Source organism: Deinococcus alpinitundrae, from assembly GCF_009982895.1.
Lineage (GTDB): Bacteria > Deinococcota > Deinococci > Deinococcales > Deinococcaceae > Deinococcus > Deinococcus alpinitundrae.
On record NZ_WXZL01000034.1, the window covers coordinates 1 to 16,659 of the forward strand.

General features: G+C 63.0%; 9 protein-coding genes. 2 read left to right on the forward strand and 7 right to left on the reverse strand.

From position 1 onward, the window contains the following. Both GUI70_RS19825 and GUI70_RS19830 read right to left on the reverse strand, forming a co-directional pair. The coding region (locus GUI70_RS19825; RefSeq protein WP_161884037.1) for a hypothetical protein at window positions 1–252 on the reverse strand (252 nt) is incomplete at its 3' end. A gap of 101 nt (window positions 253–353) precedes the next feature. Next, window positions 354–635, reverse strand: a complete 282-nt coding sequence (locus tag GUI70_RS19830; protein WP_161884038.1) for a helix-turn-helix transcriptional regulator — start codon at window positions 633–635, stop codon at window positions 354–356. Between the two features lie 190 nt (window positions 636–825). Between GUI70_RS19830 and GUI70_RS19835 the strand changes: the two genes are divergently transcribed. Both GUI70_RS19835 and GUI70_RS19840 read left to right on the forward strand, forming a co-directional pair. Next, window positions 826–1,197 carry a hypothetical protein gene (locus tag GUI70_RS19835; RefSeq protein WP_161884039.1) on the forward strand — a complete coding sequence of 124 codons (372 nt, stop codon included), beginning with the start codon at window positions 826–828 and terminating at the stop codon, window positions 1,195–1,197. Window positions 1,198–1,224: 27 nt separating this feature from the next. Next, window positions 1,225–1,566, forward strand: coding sequence for a hypothetical protein (locus GUI70_RS19840; RefSeq protein WP_161884040.1), 342 nt, complete (start codon window positions 1,225–1,227; stop codon window positions 1,564–1,566). A gap of 356 nt (window positions 1,567–1,922) precedes the next feature. Here the strand turns inward: GUI70_RS19840 and GUI70_RS19845 are convergent, their stop codons facing one another. Genes GUI70_RS19845 through GUI70_RS19865 form a run of 5 tightly spaced genes read right to left on the reverse strand, consistent with a single transcriptional unit; the run spans window position 1,923 to window position 16,603 of the window. Continuing rightward, window positions 1,923–2,459: a hypothetical protein gene (locus tag GUI70_RS19845; RefSeq protein WP_161884041.1), complete on the reverse strand. Its 537-nt coding sequence runs from the start codon at window positions 2,457–2,459 to the stop codon at window positions 1,923–1,925. 8 nt (window positions 2,460–2,467) lie between these two features. Beyond that, window positions 2,468–5,605: a hypothetical protein gene (locus GUI70_RS19850; RefSeq protein WP_161884042.1), complete on the reverse strand. Its 3,138-nt coding sequence runs from the start codon at window positions 5,603–5,605 to the stop codon at window positions 2,468–2,470. Then, a complete protein-coding gene (locus GUI70_RS19855; protein WP_161884043.1) occupies window positions 5,602–6,348 on the reverse strand; it encodes a hypothetical protein in 747 nt (248 codons plus the stop codon). The genes GUI70_RS19850 and GUI70_RS19855 overlap by 4 nt, the downstream gene beginning before the upstream one ends. Next, window positions 6,345–8,384, reverse strand: a complete 2,040-nt coding sequence (locus GUI70_RS19860; protein ID WP_161884044.1) for a hypothetical protein — start codon at window positions 8,382–8,384, stop codon at window positions 6,345–6,347. The genes GUI70_RS19855 and GUI70_RS19860 overlap by 4 nt, the downstream gene beginning before the upstream one ends. Next, the gene (locus GUI70_RS19865; protein ID WP_161884045.1) at window positions 8,381–16,603 is read right to left on the reverse strand and encodes a hypothetical protein; all 8,223 of its coding nucleotides are present in this window, start codon (window positions 16,601–16,603) and stop codon (window positions 8,381–8,383) included. The genes GUI70_RS19860 and GUI70_RS19865 overlap by 4 nt, the downstream gene beginning before the upstream one ends. Between the last annotated feature and the right edge of the window lie 56 nt (window positions 16,604–16,659).

Consider the following 16,659-nt stretch of genomic DNA (forward strand, 5'->3'; position numbering starts at 1 on the left):
CTCACGGGGGTAGGAGCCGCGCAAGACGAAGTAGCCGATGGGGGGCAGCACGCCGTCCCCAGCAGTACGGAAGCGCAGTACAGCCTTTGAGGTTAACGGGCAGTTCTGGGGGACACCGACCACGATCAGGATTTGGTTGAACGGTCCAGTGCGGGCGATGGGCCGCACGTCGGCTTTGCAGACGCCGGGCGGGATGGTCAGCAGCGAGGCCAGCACCAAAGCCAGGCCGCTGAGGGTCAGGGTAAATTTCAAGTGGCCTCCGACATGGTTCAAGTCTTGCCGCGCCCGTGACACCCAGGCAGGGCAAGCGAATGCCCCCGCGTGGAGCCGGGGGCTGGGTAGTTGGGTTGGAATTAAGCTGGATGTTCGGCGAACACCTGCAACACCTGCTGACCTTGTTCAGTGAGCCGGTAGAGGCGCGCCGGGCGCTTGTACGGTGCGCTCAACAACCCACTGGCCTTCAAGCGTCTCAGCGCCGTCGCCACCGTCGGATCGTCATACAGCTTCAAGCCCTGGTGGATGGCGATGACCAGCAACCGCCGGCCTGTTCTGGGTGTGTCCAGTGAAGCGCTGGCCAGCAGCGCATGCTCGATCGAACCCCTAACGACGACGTGGGGTTGTTTGGGAGGAGGCATCGACCGCAAGTATAGAAAAAGTCCTGTGTTGGCTGGCCGATCGCGTGGGGAAGCGGGCGGGCTAGACTCATGAGAACACCCCGCGCACGCCAATGCGGGGGTGTGGTTGGGCCGCCCGAAGGCAGGCTGAGGTAGGGATGCTTCAGTGTAACGCCTTGGGAAACTGAACGGCCTGACCAAAGAGGCAGAGATGACCGCACCGTTAAATTTTGTTCTTAATCCCACTCTCCTCCGCTTAAATTATGAGGAGTACCCACAGATTATTGACCTCGGTAAGCTTGCTTTTACATGGGATAATCAAAATATTTACCTATCTCCTCATTGGGGTGAGTGGCGATCTATCCTTGATTACTTGGCGCTTATTGAACATTCAAGAGAGCAAATTTCAGAGTTAAATTTTGAGCCAGTAGGGAGCGACGTATCCCTTGGGATGAGATACAATTCACTCGCCCTTGTCTTCTTAGTTCAAGCTTTTTTAGACATTATGGCTCAATGGACGAAAGACAAGCATGGTCTAAAACTCAAAGGGAGTGAAATCGCATTCAAAAAATCCTCCTTCTAAAGAAAATGTTCTACAGCAATTTTAGGTATGGACGCTGTGTTCCAAAAACATAATCCATACATACAAAGAATTTCCGCCTACCGAGATGAGTGGGTTCACCGCGTTTCAGGAGGAGCAAGAACGTATTCAGACCGGGCACCAGATGATCCAGCCGCCGTACCCAGAATTTTGGTACCACTCAATCCTTCAATCCCCCAAGACGTTACCAGCCCCGACTACCTTCGAGTGATTGAAAAGATTCGAAGTGAAAATAATGGTGAATGGCTCATGCCCATTCAGGAATTTGCCGACTGGGTCGCCGATGGCGCAAGAGACCTCATGCTTGATTATCTGGATGCCCTTTTAAAAACAAAACTCCCCACTGTTTAGCAGGGAATTGGCTGGTCAGATTTCAACTGACTTGTTGGGGATAGGCGTGTTCTGGACGCCTCGTTTTAGGGCTATGGGTAGGTGTACAGCGTGTCTGTCACTCTCCACCTCTATTCGGCCACAGGCATATCTACTTACCAGACCCCGAATAGCTCTCCCTCAACTGATTACGGGTTCGCACCCCGATGCAGCCACCAATACTTTAACACTGCCATGCCCGTTGCCTGGTACTGTGTGGGCTCGGGGCCGGTAACGTGGGGAATCGCAGTGGGTCACAAGTCAACGATTACAGATCATGAAGTCTCTTCTTTTTCGGTTGGCTCTTTGGCCGCCACCTGCTGCGCCTTGGCTGCGTCCTACTGGGCTTTAGCCCGCATCACAGCGAAGTTCTCGTAGGCGTTCTGCCGCACCGCCTCTTCCGGGTGCCCCAGCAGGTCGATGAGCTGCTGCTGCCCTTCAGCAATCTGGGTCAATGCCTGAAGCTGCTGGGTCAATGCCTGAAGCTGCTGGGTCATCCCCTGAATCTGCCGGTTCGCTTGGTCGAACTCGCCCTGCAGGTCCTCCAGCCGCTCGGTGGTGGACTGATGGGCGCTCTGCTCCAGGGCCAGCGCCTCCTCGGCGATGTCCTGCGCGGCCAGTGCCTGCTGCGCCTGCTGCTCAGCCTGCACAGACTGCGCCACCGCACCGGTCGCCACTTCCCCCAGCGCCACCTCGATCACGTCCCGGTCTGAATCGGTAAGCTGCGCCGGGTCGAAACGTTCCAGCGGCAGCAGGCTGCTGGCCACCACCTCCTCGCCACGCCGGATGATGTTCTCGCGCTGAATCTCGATGCGGGGTGGGGCCTCGACGCGGATGAAGACGCTCCGGATGATGCTCTGTTCACTCAGGGTCATAAGGCTCCTTACGCACTCACGCGCGCGGTGAAGGTGCGGCTGGGCGGGTCGATGACCGCAGCGCTGATGTTGGTCATGGTCAGGGTGATCGTCGAAGCCGTCGTCACGTTGGCGCGGCAGGTCAGGCCGACCGGCAGCCCGTTGGTGATGGCGAGGTCCACGAAGTCGGACACCAGCGCCCCGGTCGCGGTGATCGTCTGTGTGGCGCTTGCGCCCGCTGCCAGCGAAGGCGCGTCCCATACCACGCTCAGCGCCAGATGGCGCAGTGCTGGGGCAAGAATGCCGAAGGTCGGTGCGACAAACGAGATGGTGGAAAGCGAGAGGCTTGCGGTCGCCGTGGCAGACAAATGCATCCGGTAACCAGTCGGAGTGGCCAGTTGCACATCTGTTGGGTCGTACAGCGTTTCCAGACGGCTGACCACCGCAGACGTGACCGCGCCAGGAATGGTGATGTAATCGCCCGCCTTGATGTCGGTCGGCATCCGGTCGATATCCACCAGGCCGCTGCCGCTGGTCGTCACCATGTTCAGGGCGGCGGGCGCTGCGTTCAGCGTGCCACCTGTCAAACACACCCAGCCCTGCCCGACCGCCCCAGGAGCGGTGTTCCAGATGGCGTCTTGGGGGCGCCACGTTCCGCTGGTCGGTAGGGCAGACGCGTTGAACATGCGCCCAGGGCCGCGTCCGCGCCGCAGCACACCGTCCGCGAAATTAAACAAAGGCGCGAAGATGTTGTTATCGGCGCGCAGGATCGGGCCGACGTGATCGGCGTTGATCTCCGCGATGCTGCCCAGGCTCAGCACCGGCAGGGTAGCCGGCGCCCGGTTGGTGCCGTCGAGCTCCAGCGTCGTGCCGGTATCGTTCAGGATGCCGTACATCGCCTTGTTGCTGGTCTCGCCGATCCAGACGCCGTTCATGCGGACGGTGCCCGCCCCCGTGGCGACCGCACCGGCACGCTGGTACATGGTGGTGACCGTCGTCGAGCCGCCCGGTTCGCCGCCAGTGCCGGATGTGACGGCGGTCCTGACGTAATCGTCCACGTTGAACTGCGTCACGAACAAGTGCTGACCGGCTTTGACCCCGAAGTATCCGCCGGTAAGATCGACGCTCCGAACGTAGTTCGAGGCGAAGAAACCGCTGTAGTCCAGGGTGTAGGCGCCGTAGCCCCTCAGGTCGTAGATCAGGTTGCCGTGAACCATGCCCCGGTCGGTGTTGCGCTGGGTGATCCCGCTGCTGCCTGTTTTGTAAATGACGTTGCTGGCGACCAGCGTGGCGATGTGGCGCTTGATGCCCGTAACGGTCGAGAAGTTGATCGCCCAGCTGGTGCCGCGGAAGCCCATGAAGGAATTGCCCAGCACCAGGTTTGCCTCGGCGTCCATCGTGGCGTTGCTGTTGAGCTGATCCTTCATGCCGTCGAGGTAACCGTCGTAGTGCCGGTTCAGGGCATAGGTCAGCTGTCGGCAGCCGGCCAGGTACACGAAGTGCTGCCCCGAGGCCTTGCTGAAATTGTTGTCGGTGATACTCAGGCGAATCACGTCGTTGCCGCCGATGATTGCCATGCCGTTCTCGATGAACGCCATACGCCCGATCCAGTGGTCGGGGTTGAGAGGGCCAGGGTCCATGACCATCGCAAACGAGTAGTTGCCGTTCTCTGTGCGCAGATCGACAAGGCCCATCGAAGGCATGATGCCGGGGTCCATGAGACCGTTGACGATGCCGCGCGGGTTGGTGGTGGCGTTGTACTCGCCCAGGCCGATGATCGTGCCGTCCAGGGTGCGGGTGCGGCTGATGGTGGTAAAGGTGACGGCATTCTGGGCAAACCGCTCGAAGCTCGGACGGTTCAGGGTAACGTCCGAGCCGTTGATGAAACTCAGGAAGCGCGCATACCCCTGCTTGGTGTTGTCCCATTCCGTGCCGGTGCCGATCCCCCGAAGGTCATTGAAGGCGAGGCGGACAGGGGTGAAGAACGTCAGCAGATTGGTCTTGGCCGCCGAGTTGTAGATGGTCGTCCCGGCGCCATTCACCACACCGTCTGTGACTCCGGTCAGGCTCAGGTTTGCCTTGAGCACGACGCTGCCCCGGTTGCCCAGGTCGAGCTGCCCGGTCTTCCAGGCGGTGAGCAGCGTGGACCATTCGGCGTGTTGAGCCGTGATTGGTGTGCCTGCCGGGTCAGTCAGGTTGGCGTACATGGCGGCGGTTTTGCTGTCGGCCAACGCGATGGTGCGGGCGTTCAGAACGAAATCGGCTTTCAGGCGCTTGTCTGCCCTGACCCACTTTCGGGGGCTGACACCGCTAAGTATGGTGACCCCGTTGGCGGTCTGGGTGTCATCCCTGAACCAGAGGCCCGCCGCTGGACCGCTCCCCACACTGAGGGCGGTAGCCGAGCCGGGGTAGGCGACCAGCGCGGCCTGATCGATGACCTGGAAGGGGGCATCGGTGGAGGCGAGTAACCCCAGTCCTTGCGAGACCCATGCGCCTGCGGTGCGGGTCCAGAGCTGCCGAGTGCTGATCACGTAGGCGTTGGTGCCGTTGGCTGGACTGGCCGCCAGTCTCTCGGTGTCGGTAGGGTACTGCACCCGGTTCGCCATGCTGAGCGCCTGCGCCCCGGCGGCACTCACATCGCTGACCGCTTGGACCACCGTCGCGTTGCGCTGCACCTCACTCAGCACGCTATCGGCCAGCGACTGCTGCATCTGGGGCTTGAGCGTTCCTGTCCACTCGGTCTTCACGCCCTGTGCGTCAGCGGTCGCTGAGATGAGGTCGGCGAGCTGCTGCGGGGTGGCTGAGGTTGCCTTCCCGATCAGGAGGAGCGCATTGATGTCCAACTCAGTCGCCGTCGGTGAACTCAGTACCGGCTGAAACGTGATGGAGCTGATTGGCAGGCCGCCCTTCCGCACCGTCAAGCGGTAGGTATCCGGGTCTGGGTCAATGCCAGACCGCGCCGCGCCGCTGATGAAGTCGCTGTAGGTCGTGCCGTCGAAGGCTTTCAGGTTCCCCGCCGAGTCAATGGCCGCGTCAGGAAAGCCGCTAGCAGGCGCAATCCCGTTCTGCCCGATCACACCGTGCCCAGCGGCAACAGTGATGGATACGGTCAGCGGGGCCGTTTCGGTGCCCCGGTCATGCTTGAATTTCCAGATGACGTTGCTCAAAGCTCCCCCTCTTTCCACGCGATAACGGCGCTGGCTCCGGCGGCGATGATGGTCAGACTGCCCAGGCCTGGTTCCAGATATGGCAGCGGCCCCGTCACGTACAACGCGGCGTCCACCCCGTTCAAGGTCACGTCCTCACCGTCCAGCGTCAGGATTTGCCCAGCTGGGATGGTCCCGTGCCAGGTGGTCAGCCCCGCATCACTCAGGATGCTGGGGTTGATGACAGCCGAACCGCCCGCCGGGATGCTGACCTTGAGATCCGCCCGCGCCTGCCCGCCAATGTTGACGATGGCCGCACTTCCGACAGCAACAGACCGACTCTTGCTCTCCTGCCAGAAGTACGGCGACTTATGCTCCACGGTGAGTTCCACCGCGCCGCCGTGCTGGGCGCCTCCGGCAAAGCTGCGCGTCACCTTGCTCACCCCAGCGATGCTCAGTGTCCCGCCCGGCGTGCGGCTGTAGCCACGGAACAGCGGCGCGAGCGTGGCAATTTCGCGTTGCAAAGCGAAGGCTTCATCGTGGTTTTTGCCGTGTGTCGCGAGTGTGATGACCATCTGCCCGGCCCTGGGGCGGCGCTCGCCGATGAAAATCTTCATGCCTGTGCCGGGCACGTCCTCGAACGTTCCGACGGGCACGAGGTCCGGCAGCGTCTCGGTCTTGACGAAGAGCGCTTGCTCAGGGGTCCAGCGGTACAGGTTCAGGAGGTCGGCCCCCTGCTCGTTTAGGAATACCCGGTCAATCACGTGCCACCTCCCGGCGTGCGGAGAATGCGCTCGACGCTCTGGAAGCCCAAGTCGAGTGCCTCGGTATCGTCTAAGGGCTGCGGCGTCCCGGCCTCGATGCTGACCGTCAGGGTGTCGAGGTCGTACACGCCCCGCGTCACATCCAGATCCACATCGCCGTTGGCGGTGTCGAAGCGGGCGAGCCCACTGACCTCCAGGCGGCGCAGGGTCTTGTACTTGCCTACCCAGCTTCGGACCGGCTGCATCTTGTATCTCAAGAGGCCGTAGGCGTAGGCCACCAGTGCGCCCTGATCGGCGATGGCCGCGCCGATCAGGGCGCACTGGTTCGGGTCGCCCATCACCACGATGGTGGTCGCCACCACGTCCACCGGGGTTGCCCAGGTCCGCCGCCTGCCGATTTCAGGATGGGCAAGGTCCGGGCCGTCGATGTCATCTTTGCGGGCCAGGGTGATGTTGACCTCGGCCCCTGTGGCGGCGTCTTGCAGGATGACCCCACTCACCTGCTCGTCGGTGGTCACCAGATCACCTGCGAGCCACTTGAATACGCCAGGCAGGGCCACCCTGATCGTCGTGGGTGCAGACAGATTCCGCACCACGAAGCTGTAGGTGATGCCGTTCACGCCCCCGTCGAGGCCCTGCACGGGCTTGGCGAGAATCTGGCCTGCGGCCCTGAGTCCCCCGGTACTGGTGGCGGTGCTGGCAGCAGGCATGTAGACCTTGAGGGAAGCGACGGGGTTAGTGATGTTGACATCGAAGCCATGCAGGGTGGGACCGCCGTACTGGTAATACTGAGCCACGTCGCCGGGGTTGTAGCGAACCTCAGTGGTGGTGCCGTTGATCGGAAAGGTGGCAGAGGTGGACTGAAAATCTGTGATCGCCAGGGTCCATGTTCCCCCGTCCGTGCGGTATTCGATTCGGACGGAGAAACGGGTGCCGCCGCCAGACGGCACCACGCTTGGGATCGTGTAGACCGTGCCCCCGCTGGAGACTTCAGTTGCGGTCTTGGTGATCTGCACGACTTCCGTCAATCCACCGCCCAGGACCACATTCGGCCCGGATTTGACCTCCAGCAGCCCCGGCCCGATGCCCAGCCCGTCGCCCAGATGTCCAGTCCAGTTCGGTGTCAGGGCCGTGTTGGTGGTGTGCAGGTTGAGATTGAAGGTCGGCTCATCTGGGTGGACCACCGGGATGTTGATGTCCACTGACGTTCCTGAATACGGGTTGTTCTGCGTGGTTGTCACGCTGGCGGGCAGGCTCTCCGGCAGCCACGCCTCACCGAACACGGCGATTTCCAGCTTGGCCTTGTACTCGAAGAAGGCCCGCACGCCGTCCGGTCTGGCGTACTCGAAGCGCACGCAGTTCTTGTAGCCGTCACGGGTGCCGGGGGGCCTGTCGGAGCGCGTGCGCGGGAAGCGGTGGGTCAGGGTATCGCTGAGCTGGTGGACCACGATCTCACCCAGGGCATTCACGCCCCAGGTCGCCCCAGCGGCGGCGGGCAGGGCGGCCTGCATGGCGTCCCCCACGGTCTCGAACAGCGTCAGGGCATTCAGCACGGCGTTCACGTCGGCAATGCTCCCCACGGTGATGCCCGGCGGCAGCACGGCGCGGGCCAGGACCGCTTGCAGGTAGGGCTTGAAGCGGTCCTTGAGTGGCAGCACCGTCGTCCCGTCCGCTGCGACGTCCGAGCGCCACGCCGCGTCGCTTACCCGGTCTTTGAGGCTGAGTAGCTTCACCTCACCGCCGCCCTCTTCCCACGGCTCCTGCCCGACTTCCCCGAGGTAGATCGGCACATCCGAGTCGGAGAGCAACACCCGCACCCAGTCACCGGGGGCCATGCGGGAACCGCCCCGTTCTGGCACCGCGCTGAGTTTCAGATTGCCGCTCCCGCACAGGTTCCCCGGCAAAATCTCCAGATTTCCGCCCAGCGCAGCCAGCTCGCCGGGCTTGTACTCGCCAGCGGCGCGCTGATGGGCACGCGCATATGGCCAGGCGGCCCCAGCCCGGCTGAACGTCACGTAGTAGGTCAAGAACTTCATGCCGTGAACCTTGAAAAGCGGGCACGCAGGCCGCTGTCCAGCCCACCCCGCTGGCCGCTCTGGACGATGGTCGTCTGAGTGAACTGCACTTCCTTGACGGCAGCGGTATTGCCGTTGACGGCCTTCGTCAGATCAGGGATGGCGCTGTTCAGGAGGCCCAGCAGCGGCCCCAACTCGCTCCCCAGCTGGACACTCAGGCCAGGTAGGGCCGCGCCGATCTGCTGAATCAGCCCCCCAGCGTCTAAACCCTTGCTCAGCGCCGCGTCGAGCTGGGTGAACAGCGGGTTGAGCTGACTCAGGATGCGTTTCACGATGAACCCGTCCTGAATGGCCTGGCTGATGCGGTCCCGCACGCCCTTGTACATGGCGTCCAGCGGGCTGTCGCCGGAGAGGATGGCCTGCACGCCGCTCAGGAGGGACTGACGCCAGCTCACGCGGGTCTGCTCAGCGGCGTCCGCTGCTGTCTTCGCCGCGTCGGCAGCCGCCCTTGCCAGATCATGCGCGGCCTGCACCTCGGCGGCCTGGGCGTTCAGGCGGGCCACGCGCTCCTGGGTGTCGAACTGGGCATTGATGCTCGCCACCTGAGCGGCAGTCAGCTCAGCGGCACTCAGGGCCGCCTCGCGCTCCAGGGCGATGCGCTCTAACGTGCGGGCCAGGCGCTCGGCGTTGTACGCCGCGTCGATCTGGCGGCGCTGATCATCGGTCTCGGCAGCGGCGAGTGCCAGCGAGTGCTCCGCATCGGCTAGGGAGTCAAGGTTCGAGAGGGCCTGCAACCGGATGTCCCGCTCGATTTCCGCCGCCCGCTTGTTCGCACTGGTTTGCCAGTCCAGATAGTCCTGCTCGATGCCCTGACGCCGGAGGGCGAACTGCTGGAGCAGAATGGCCCGCTCCTCATCGGTGAGGGCCTGGTTGGCGAGCGCAGCAGCTTGCTCAGCGGCCACCTGTTGCAGCGCCAGTTCGCGCTTCCTGGCCTGATACACGTCGTCACCCAGTCCGGCGCGCTTGGCGAGTTCGAGGGCCGTCTGCTCGTTGTTCAAGCGGTCCACCGCATTCTTCTGGCGGATGGCTCGCAGGGTGTTCTCAGCCTCAGTCTCAGCAGCCACGTCCTTGAGCCGGTATTCGTTGCGGAGAAGCAGGATCTGTTCCTGAGTCAGCCCCTCCTTGCTGAGCGCTTCTTCCAGGGCAGCGGCGTTGGTTCGTTTGGCGAGGGCCAGCTGCTCACGGGCCGCGTCTTCGTCGCTGATGAGGCGGGCATTCTTCCGGATGTCCAGACTGGCCTGCTCGATGCTGATCTGCTGAGTGGCGAGGCCACGGGCCATCTCCAGTTCCTTTCTGGCCTTCTCAGCGGGCGTGGTCAGGGCATCGTCAATGACCTTCCCGGCTTCCAACAGCCCATCAATAGCCGGTTGCAGCGATGCTACGCCCACCTTGAAATCAGAGAGGACCGCGCCGATGGTGTCCTTGTTGCCGCTCTTGAATGCCTCCATCAGTTTTTGCACCAGCGGCCCGAAGACAGCGATGACCGGGGCGCTGTTCAGGAAGCCGTCGACCAGACCCTTGAACGCCACTTCCTTCAGACCGTCGTAAACGGACTTCGTGAAGCTGTCCCTGCTCCCACTGGCCAGGGCCGCCTTGAAGCCGCCCTCGACGCCGGAAACGATCCCGCCTTCCAGGCTCAGGGCCAGGGCCTTACCCGGCTCGTCGATGGTCTCTTTGAAGTGGGTGGTTTTCCAGAACAGAATGCCGGTCGTGTACTGCTCGGACTGGCGGGTGCCGTAGCCGTTCGGGTCGAATCTGAAGTTCTTGCCGTAATCCTGGGTCTTCTTCAATTCCGCCCGGAACGCCTCGGCCTGCCGGGAGAAGAACGTGAAGATCGAGGTCAGCGCCTGAATGGCCGCGCCCACGTAATCGCCTTTCGAGATGGCCTTGGCGAAGTTGGCGACATCGTTCACCATGCCGCTGAGGTCACTGCCCCATTGCCCGGCGACTTCTTCCGAGGTGCCGCCCAAGGCCTGCATGGCTGCCGTGACCATGGGGACGGCCTGCTGAGCGTACTGGGCGAAGGTGTTGATCTGGGCCTCACAGGCGGCGCGCAGAGCATCCTCAGCGGCTTCCAGGGCCTCCACGGTTGCGCGGTACTTATCATTATCGAGCGCGCCGCCAACCAGTTCAGATCGGTACTGGCTGATCTGGTCAATGAGGGCACCTTGGAGCTCGCGGTTGGCCGAGAAGTCGTAGCCGTTCCCCTGATTCACCTTGCGCTGGGCGGCCTTCACTTTCGCGGCGGCAGCTTTGTCGGCGATGCTGATTTGAGCCTCAGCCCCGTCGCTGTCGATCTGGGTCAGCGTGGTTTGCAGGGCCAGCTCAGCAGCAGCCACCTTGTCGGCGTTACCGTTGGCGTCGGCTAGCGCGCGCCCGTAAGCGCGCTGAGCGGCCAGCCTGCGGGCCGTCAAGCTGGCGGTGAGGTGATCTTGCTCACTCACGGTCCCAGCCTTGTAGCGGGCCTCTTCCTGGGCCACCGAGAGGGCCGTCACGGCGTCCTCAGCGGCGCGGCGCAGGTTCAGAAGAATCACGCGGCGCTCTTCCTCGCCCTGGGTCGTTACCGCGATGCCCTGTGCTTCAGCCTCACGGTCAGCGGCATTCTGCAAATCGATGTCCACCCCGGCGGCGAGCAGGGCGCGCTGGTGCTGACGTTCGATGGCCGCCAGTTGCAGGGTTTCCTTCTCCTGGCTGTACTCCAGGTCGCTGCTCAGGCCCAACGTGTGACGACGATCAGCGGCGGCCTCTTCGAGTTTGGCGAGGGCATCTTCACTGCTCTGCTGGCGCTGGCGACTGAGGAGTTGCCGGTCAGCGTCCGCCTTCTCGTCGATGGCCGTCAGTTGCTGAGTGCGGGTCGTGGCGGCCTGCTTGTAGGCCTTATCGGTTTCGGCCAGGCCGTTCGTTGCGCGGGTGAAGGCAGCCTCGATGCCCTGCTTATCCAGTTCGGCTTTCTGGCTGATGGCATCGGCCTCAGACACCAGACCGAGTTGCTTCTCGATTTCGAGGTGGGCCGCCGTCTGCGCGCGCTGCGTGTCCAGCAGATCCTGATGGCTGGTAATCAGCAGTGCCTTCGCCTCGGTGACTTGCTCAGGCGTGAAGCCGGAAGCGGGGTCAGCCAGCAGCTTGAGCACCTCGGCGTCGCTCAGGCGCTGCTTTTTGATGCCCTCCATCAAGCCCGCAAAGTCGATCTCGTTGGTGCGTGGGTCTTCGCTCGGCTTGCTCTTGCCCCGCCCACCGTCCTGATAATCGGCGGGATTGTCTTTGATGTCGGCGACGAGGTTGTCCACGTCGATCCGGTTGGCGAGTTCGGCGCGGATCATCTCGGCGAAGGCACTCTTGCCACCGCCTTTCTTGACCAGCCCCTTGAGCGCTGAGGCCAGGAAATCGGCAGTAGCACCGGCGATTCCCGCTTGCAGCGCCTCCTTATTTTCGTCAGAGACGGCGCCGTAGGCCGCGTCGGTCTTCACGTCCGGCGTGCCGTTGATGGCCAGGCCGCGCCCCTCGAACTGATCGCCCTTGAGGCCTGCAATCGGCCCGGCGGCGTCGCGCACGCCCTGGATGGCTGCCTTCAGCGCGTCGAGCTGCTTGGCTGTGATGCTGCCGTTGCTGGCGAGCAGCTCTAAGCCGCCCTCGAAATCGTCCAGACCCTTCAGAGTCTCAGGCATCTGCGCGAGCAGTTCAGCGGTGGTGTAGGTGAGTTTCTCGAAGGGCTTGATCTGGCCGTCGGCCTGCCGCGCCCCGTCTGAGACAGCGCTGTACGTTCCGGCTGAAATCTCGGCATCAATCGTGTCCTGAGCTTCGAGATTCTTCTGGCGCTTGATTTCATCGGTGACGGCCCGCACGCTGCCTGCCGAAGCGTAGCCCTGTTTTTCCAACTCGCCCAGGGTCTTGATATACGCAGCCACCGCTTCATCTCCGGAAGGAATCTGGTTCACCGCGTCCTGAACGCTGACCACGATGGCATCCTGGGCTTTCCTGGCCCGGTCGAAGCCGTCGGTCATATTGTCGTACTTGCCGCTGGCGATGTCGGCATCGATGCCGTTCTGGTAGATGGCGTCTCGCACGGCTTGCACGCTGCCCCCAGCGGCGTATCCGGCCTTCTCGAGCGCTTCCAGGGTCGTCAGATACTCGGCCGTTGCGGCGGTGCCCTGGGGCATCTGGGCCACGGCGTCAGCGATGCTGATCACGACCTTGCCCTGCGCCTTGCTGGCTCGGTCGAAGCTGTCAGAGAGGCCGTCATACGCCCCGCTGGCGATCTGGGAATCGATGGCCTGCTGATAGAGGGCTGCGACATTCGCCTTCGCACCCTGCACGTAGACGCTGTTGCTGGTCCCGGCCTTTTTGGTGCTGGCGTCCAGCGCGTCCATTTTTTCGAGCGTGGTTTGCAGGGTCTGGGCGTCCACTTTGCCGGTGCTGATCTTGTCGCGCAGGGTGGCGGCGAGTGCGCTGTATTCGGTGCGGCTGCGCTGAATGCTGACGGTCACGGCATCCTGACCCTCGCGCCGCGCCTGGCTGTCCCTGGCGTCCAGTAGGGCGTTCTGGCGGGCATCTCCAGCCACGTTGAGCGCCCCGGTGTGCTGGGCCTGGGCGAGCTGCTCGGCAGCCTCGCGCAAGGCGGGTTTACCTTTCGCAGCAGCGTCCAGCGCGGCCTTGAGGCTGTTATCGGCCTGTACTTTGGCGAGCTGATAATCGCGCTGGGCCTGCTGCTCACGGGCCGCTTGCAGGGCCGCGCCCTCTTTTTTGACCACTTCGAGCTTCTTGGTGGCGTTGTCACCTGCCAGCTTCAGACCGTCGTCGTAGGCGCGCTGGGCCACGCTGACCGACTGTTTGGCTGTGGTCACATCGGCCTGGGCACGCTGTTCGCTCTTCTGGCGCACGATCTCAGCGATCTTGTCCGCATCAGTCCCGGCGGCCCGCAAACTGTTCACCTCGCTGCGTGTCGAAGCCACGAGGTCAGACAGGGCGTTTTTCTGCTCGCGGTCCTTCGTGCCGGGAATGGCCTTCTGAGCGGCGGCCTGCACTTTGGCGAGCGCGGCGATGTACGTCTCGACCGCCTTCTGATAGCCAGGGGCATCTTCCGATACCAGCTGGAACGCAGCTTTCGCATCTTCGAGCTGGCGCTTGAAGCGGTCAGCCAACCCGTCTTTCTTGGAGAGAGTGTCGATCTCTCCCTGCGTGGAAGCAAAGAGGCTGCTCAGGGCCGACTTCTTGTCACCGGCGGGCAGACTCCCGGCGAGCTTCTGGCTCTCAGTGGCCGCTTTTCGCAAGACGGCCAGGTAAGCGTCCAGGGCCTTGTCGTAACCGGGCGTCTCTTTGGTGTAGAGCTGGAAGACCGCTTTGGCGTCCTCGATCTGCTTTTTGAGGGCTTCGAGGGCACCGCCGGTCTTGCTCAGCGAACTGATCTTGTCAGCAGTCGATTTGACGATGCCTGCCAGATCGGAGCGCGAGGCGTCGCTTTCAGGCAGTTTGATGGCCGTGTCAAAGGCCAGGTGTTGCACGTTGTTCAGCGTGGCGAGGTAACGGTCGACGGCTTTCTGGTATCCAACCGAACTCTTTTCCAGCCCTTTGGTGTTGAGCGTGAAGGTCGTTTCTGCCTGTTTCAGGCGGGCATTCAGGGTGTCCTTAAGTGGCGTGGGGTCGTCAGGAGTAGGCGCGCCGGGCGTGATCGGCGGATCGGTAGCCTTCTCTTTAGGCTGGCGGCCTGCCTGCGGCGTCACCGTCTGGTTGGTGACCCGCTGCAAGTAGGCCAGCAGATCGCCGGAGCGCACAAAGCTGTTCACTGTGCCCAGGCGGTTGATGTCCACGTTTCCCACCGGGTCAACCTTGCCGGTGTCGAGTGCTTTGCCGCCGTTGATGCCGCCGGGGCCGAAGCGTCCGCCGTTGTCCTGGTACGTCACGCGGTTGTTGCCGCGCACCACGTTGTTGCCGAGGTAAACGCCGGTGTGGTTCTGGCCGCCATCGGTGTAAAACACGGTATCGCCGGGCTTGAGGTCGCTCACCGAAGTAAATTTGCTGGTGAGCCCAGCGCGACTCAAATTCTTCTCGCTGCTCACAGCCGTCGCTACACCGCCAGGCGCACCGCCGCGAAACAGTTTGTCGATTTGGGCGCGAACTTTCGGTGCCGCGTCGCCGAGCGTGTCGCGCACCCAGCGGTCGCAGTAGTCCACGAGGTTGTCTGCTTGCTGGTCTGCGCGACTTTGCATGGCTTGGCTGACGATGTTGCCCGCAAAGGCAGGTAGGTCACTTGGGTTGACTCGCACCTGGCCGGGCAGCGTGGCCCCCGCGCCTATCAGCACCCCGCTGCCCTGCGGTTGTGGCGGGCCGTCCACAGATGCTGCAGCTGCTCTGGCTGCCCCTGCCGCCTTCAGCGCCGCGCTCTGGAGGATGCTGGGCATCTTCTCCGCCGCCCACTCCAGCATCGAGGCCAGCGCATTGAGCAGGATGCTTTTCAGCCCGGCCAGCCCGCTCTGGAAGGCCATGCTGATGCGGGCAGCGAGGTTGTCAACCTGATTCTTGATGACCGGCCAGGCGTTGCCGATGGCGTCCGCGATGGAACTCCACGCGCTGCTGACCGTGCCTTTGATGGTCTCCCATGCGCCCTTCCAATCGCCGCTGAGCAGTTCACCCAGCGACTTGAACACGCCGCCCAGGAGGGTGAAAGCCCCTTTGATGAGGCCCAGCACGATCGTCAGCGCCGCTTCCACCGCTGGCCCGATGCGCTGCCAGATCGGAATGAACACGTTGTCGATCAGGTCAGACGCTCCGTCGATCAGACCGCTGACGCCGTTCACCACGAATTCAAACACACCTTTGAGGAAGGTGCCGAAACCGGAAACAACCGTCTGGGCCGCTTCAATCGGGCCTTTGAGCTTCGGTGCCAGTGAGTTCCACAGTGGGATCAGCACTTGATTGATAACCGTCTCCACCGAGCGGAAGGCGTTCCCGAAAGCAGTTTGCAGGGTGCCCAGGAGTGGAGCCAGCAGGGCCTGTGCCCGCTGCCAGGCCGCTGGAATCTGGGCGGCTGCCTTGCCGATCGCATCTCCGATCTGACCAGCGATGCGCTTCACGTCATCAAAGCCGACGCCCATCTTTTGCAGCACGAAGCCGATGGCCGCGCCCGCTGCGATGAATGGGGCAACTGGGGCCAGCAGTGCCCACAGGGCCGCTGCGCCCGCCGCCAGGGCAGGCAGCAGGGCCGCCGTGATCCCGCCTGCCACCGAGATGACGCCGGGCAACAGCGCGCCGGTCAGGCCGCCCACGAGCGCCCCGGCGTTCTCTTTGGCCCATACGAAGATGTCGCTGACGGCCTTCACGGCACTGCCCAGCAAGGGGTACTTGCTGCTGAGTTGTCCCAGTACGTCGCCGCCCTCGGCGTAGGCCTTGAGCAGCCCGGTGAAGTAGGTCGTGCTCTCGGCGCTGAGTTCGTTGAAGCGCTGCACCAGAGGCATGGTGATCTGGCCGAGCTGAATGCTGAACTGCTGCTGGGAGAGCGTGACGGCCTGCTGGCTCTTGACATAACCGTTCTGGATGCTGCCCAGCGCTTCGACTTCGGTGCCGGTAGCAGCCGTGACGAGGTTGTAGAGCGCCTGGGCTTTTTCTGCACTCGTCAGGGCGTCCGTCGTCTTGCCGAGCGACTTCGCCAGCTTGTCGTTGTACGTGCTCAAGTTCTGGGCGATGCCGATGGAGTTGAGCTGGGCAGACATGCCCGTGGCGGCAGCGTCGGCGATATTGCTGAACCCTGCTTTAGCGTCGCGGCCCGCCGCAATGGCAGACGCGCCCGCGCCGCGCATAACCGCTTCGAGCTGGCCCATGTTCGTGAAGCCCACCCGGATCAGTGTGGTCATGCTGTCCTGAATGTCGGTGACGCTCACGCCGAACTGATCGGCCAGGCGCTGCGCTGCGCCGTTGGCCTGGTCAATGTCGATTCCGAACTTGGCGACCGTCAGGCCGAAGACCTTCGTATTGGTGGCGGCCTTGTTCGCCGCGTCTGCCCAGACGGTGAGCTGCCCGACCATCTGACTCACGCCGGAGGTCACCTGCTGCACCACGTTCAGGCCCGCACTGAGATTCAGCAGGCTTGCGTTCAGCCCGCCGATATTGCCGGTCAAATTATTGACCCCGGCGGCCCCACTGACGGCCACGGAGATGTTGAGAAGGATCTGGTCAATAATTCCGGCCATGCCTCAAGGTTCGTGCCGGACGTGACACCCGGTAGGGAGATGAGGGCAAGGAAAAC

Bases quoted from the DNA above. Each gene is read 5' to 3' on its own strand.
- GUI70_RS19840 (WP_161884040.1), top strand. From the start codon at position 1,225: ATGGACGCTGTGTTCCAAAAACATAATCCATACATACAAAGAATTTCC.
- GUI70_RS19860 (WP_161884044.1), bottom strand. From the start codon at position 8,384: ATGAAGTTCTTGACCTACTACGTGACGTTCAGCCGGGCTGGGGCCGCC.
- GUI70_RS19830 (WP_161884038.1), bottom strand. From the start codon at position 635: ATGCCTCCTCCCAAACAACCCCACGTCGTCGTTAGGGGTTCGATCGAG.
- GUI70_RS19845 (WP_161884041.1), bottom strand. From the start codon at position 2,459: ATGACCCTGAGTGAACAGAGCATCATCCGGAGCGTCTTCATCCGCGTC.
- GUI70_RS19865 (WP_161884045.1), bottom strand. From the start codon at position 16,603: ATGGCCGGAATTATTGACCAGATCCTTCTCAACATCTCCGTGGCCGTC.
- GUI70_RS19835 (WP_161884039.1), top strand. From the start codon at position 826: ATGACCGCACCGTTAAATTTTGTTCTTAATCCCACTCTCCTCCGCTTA.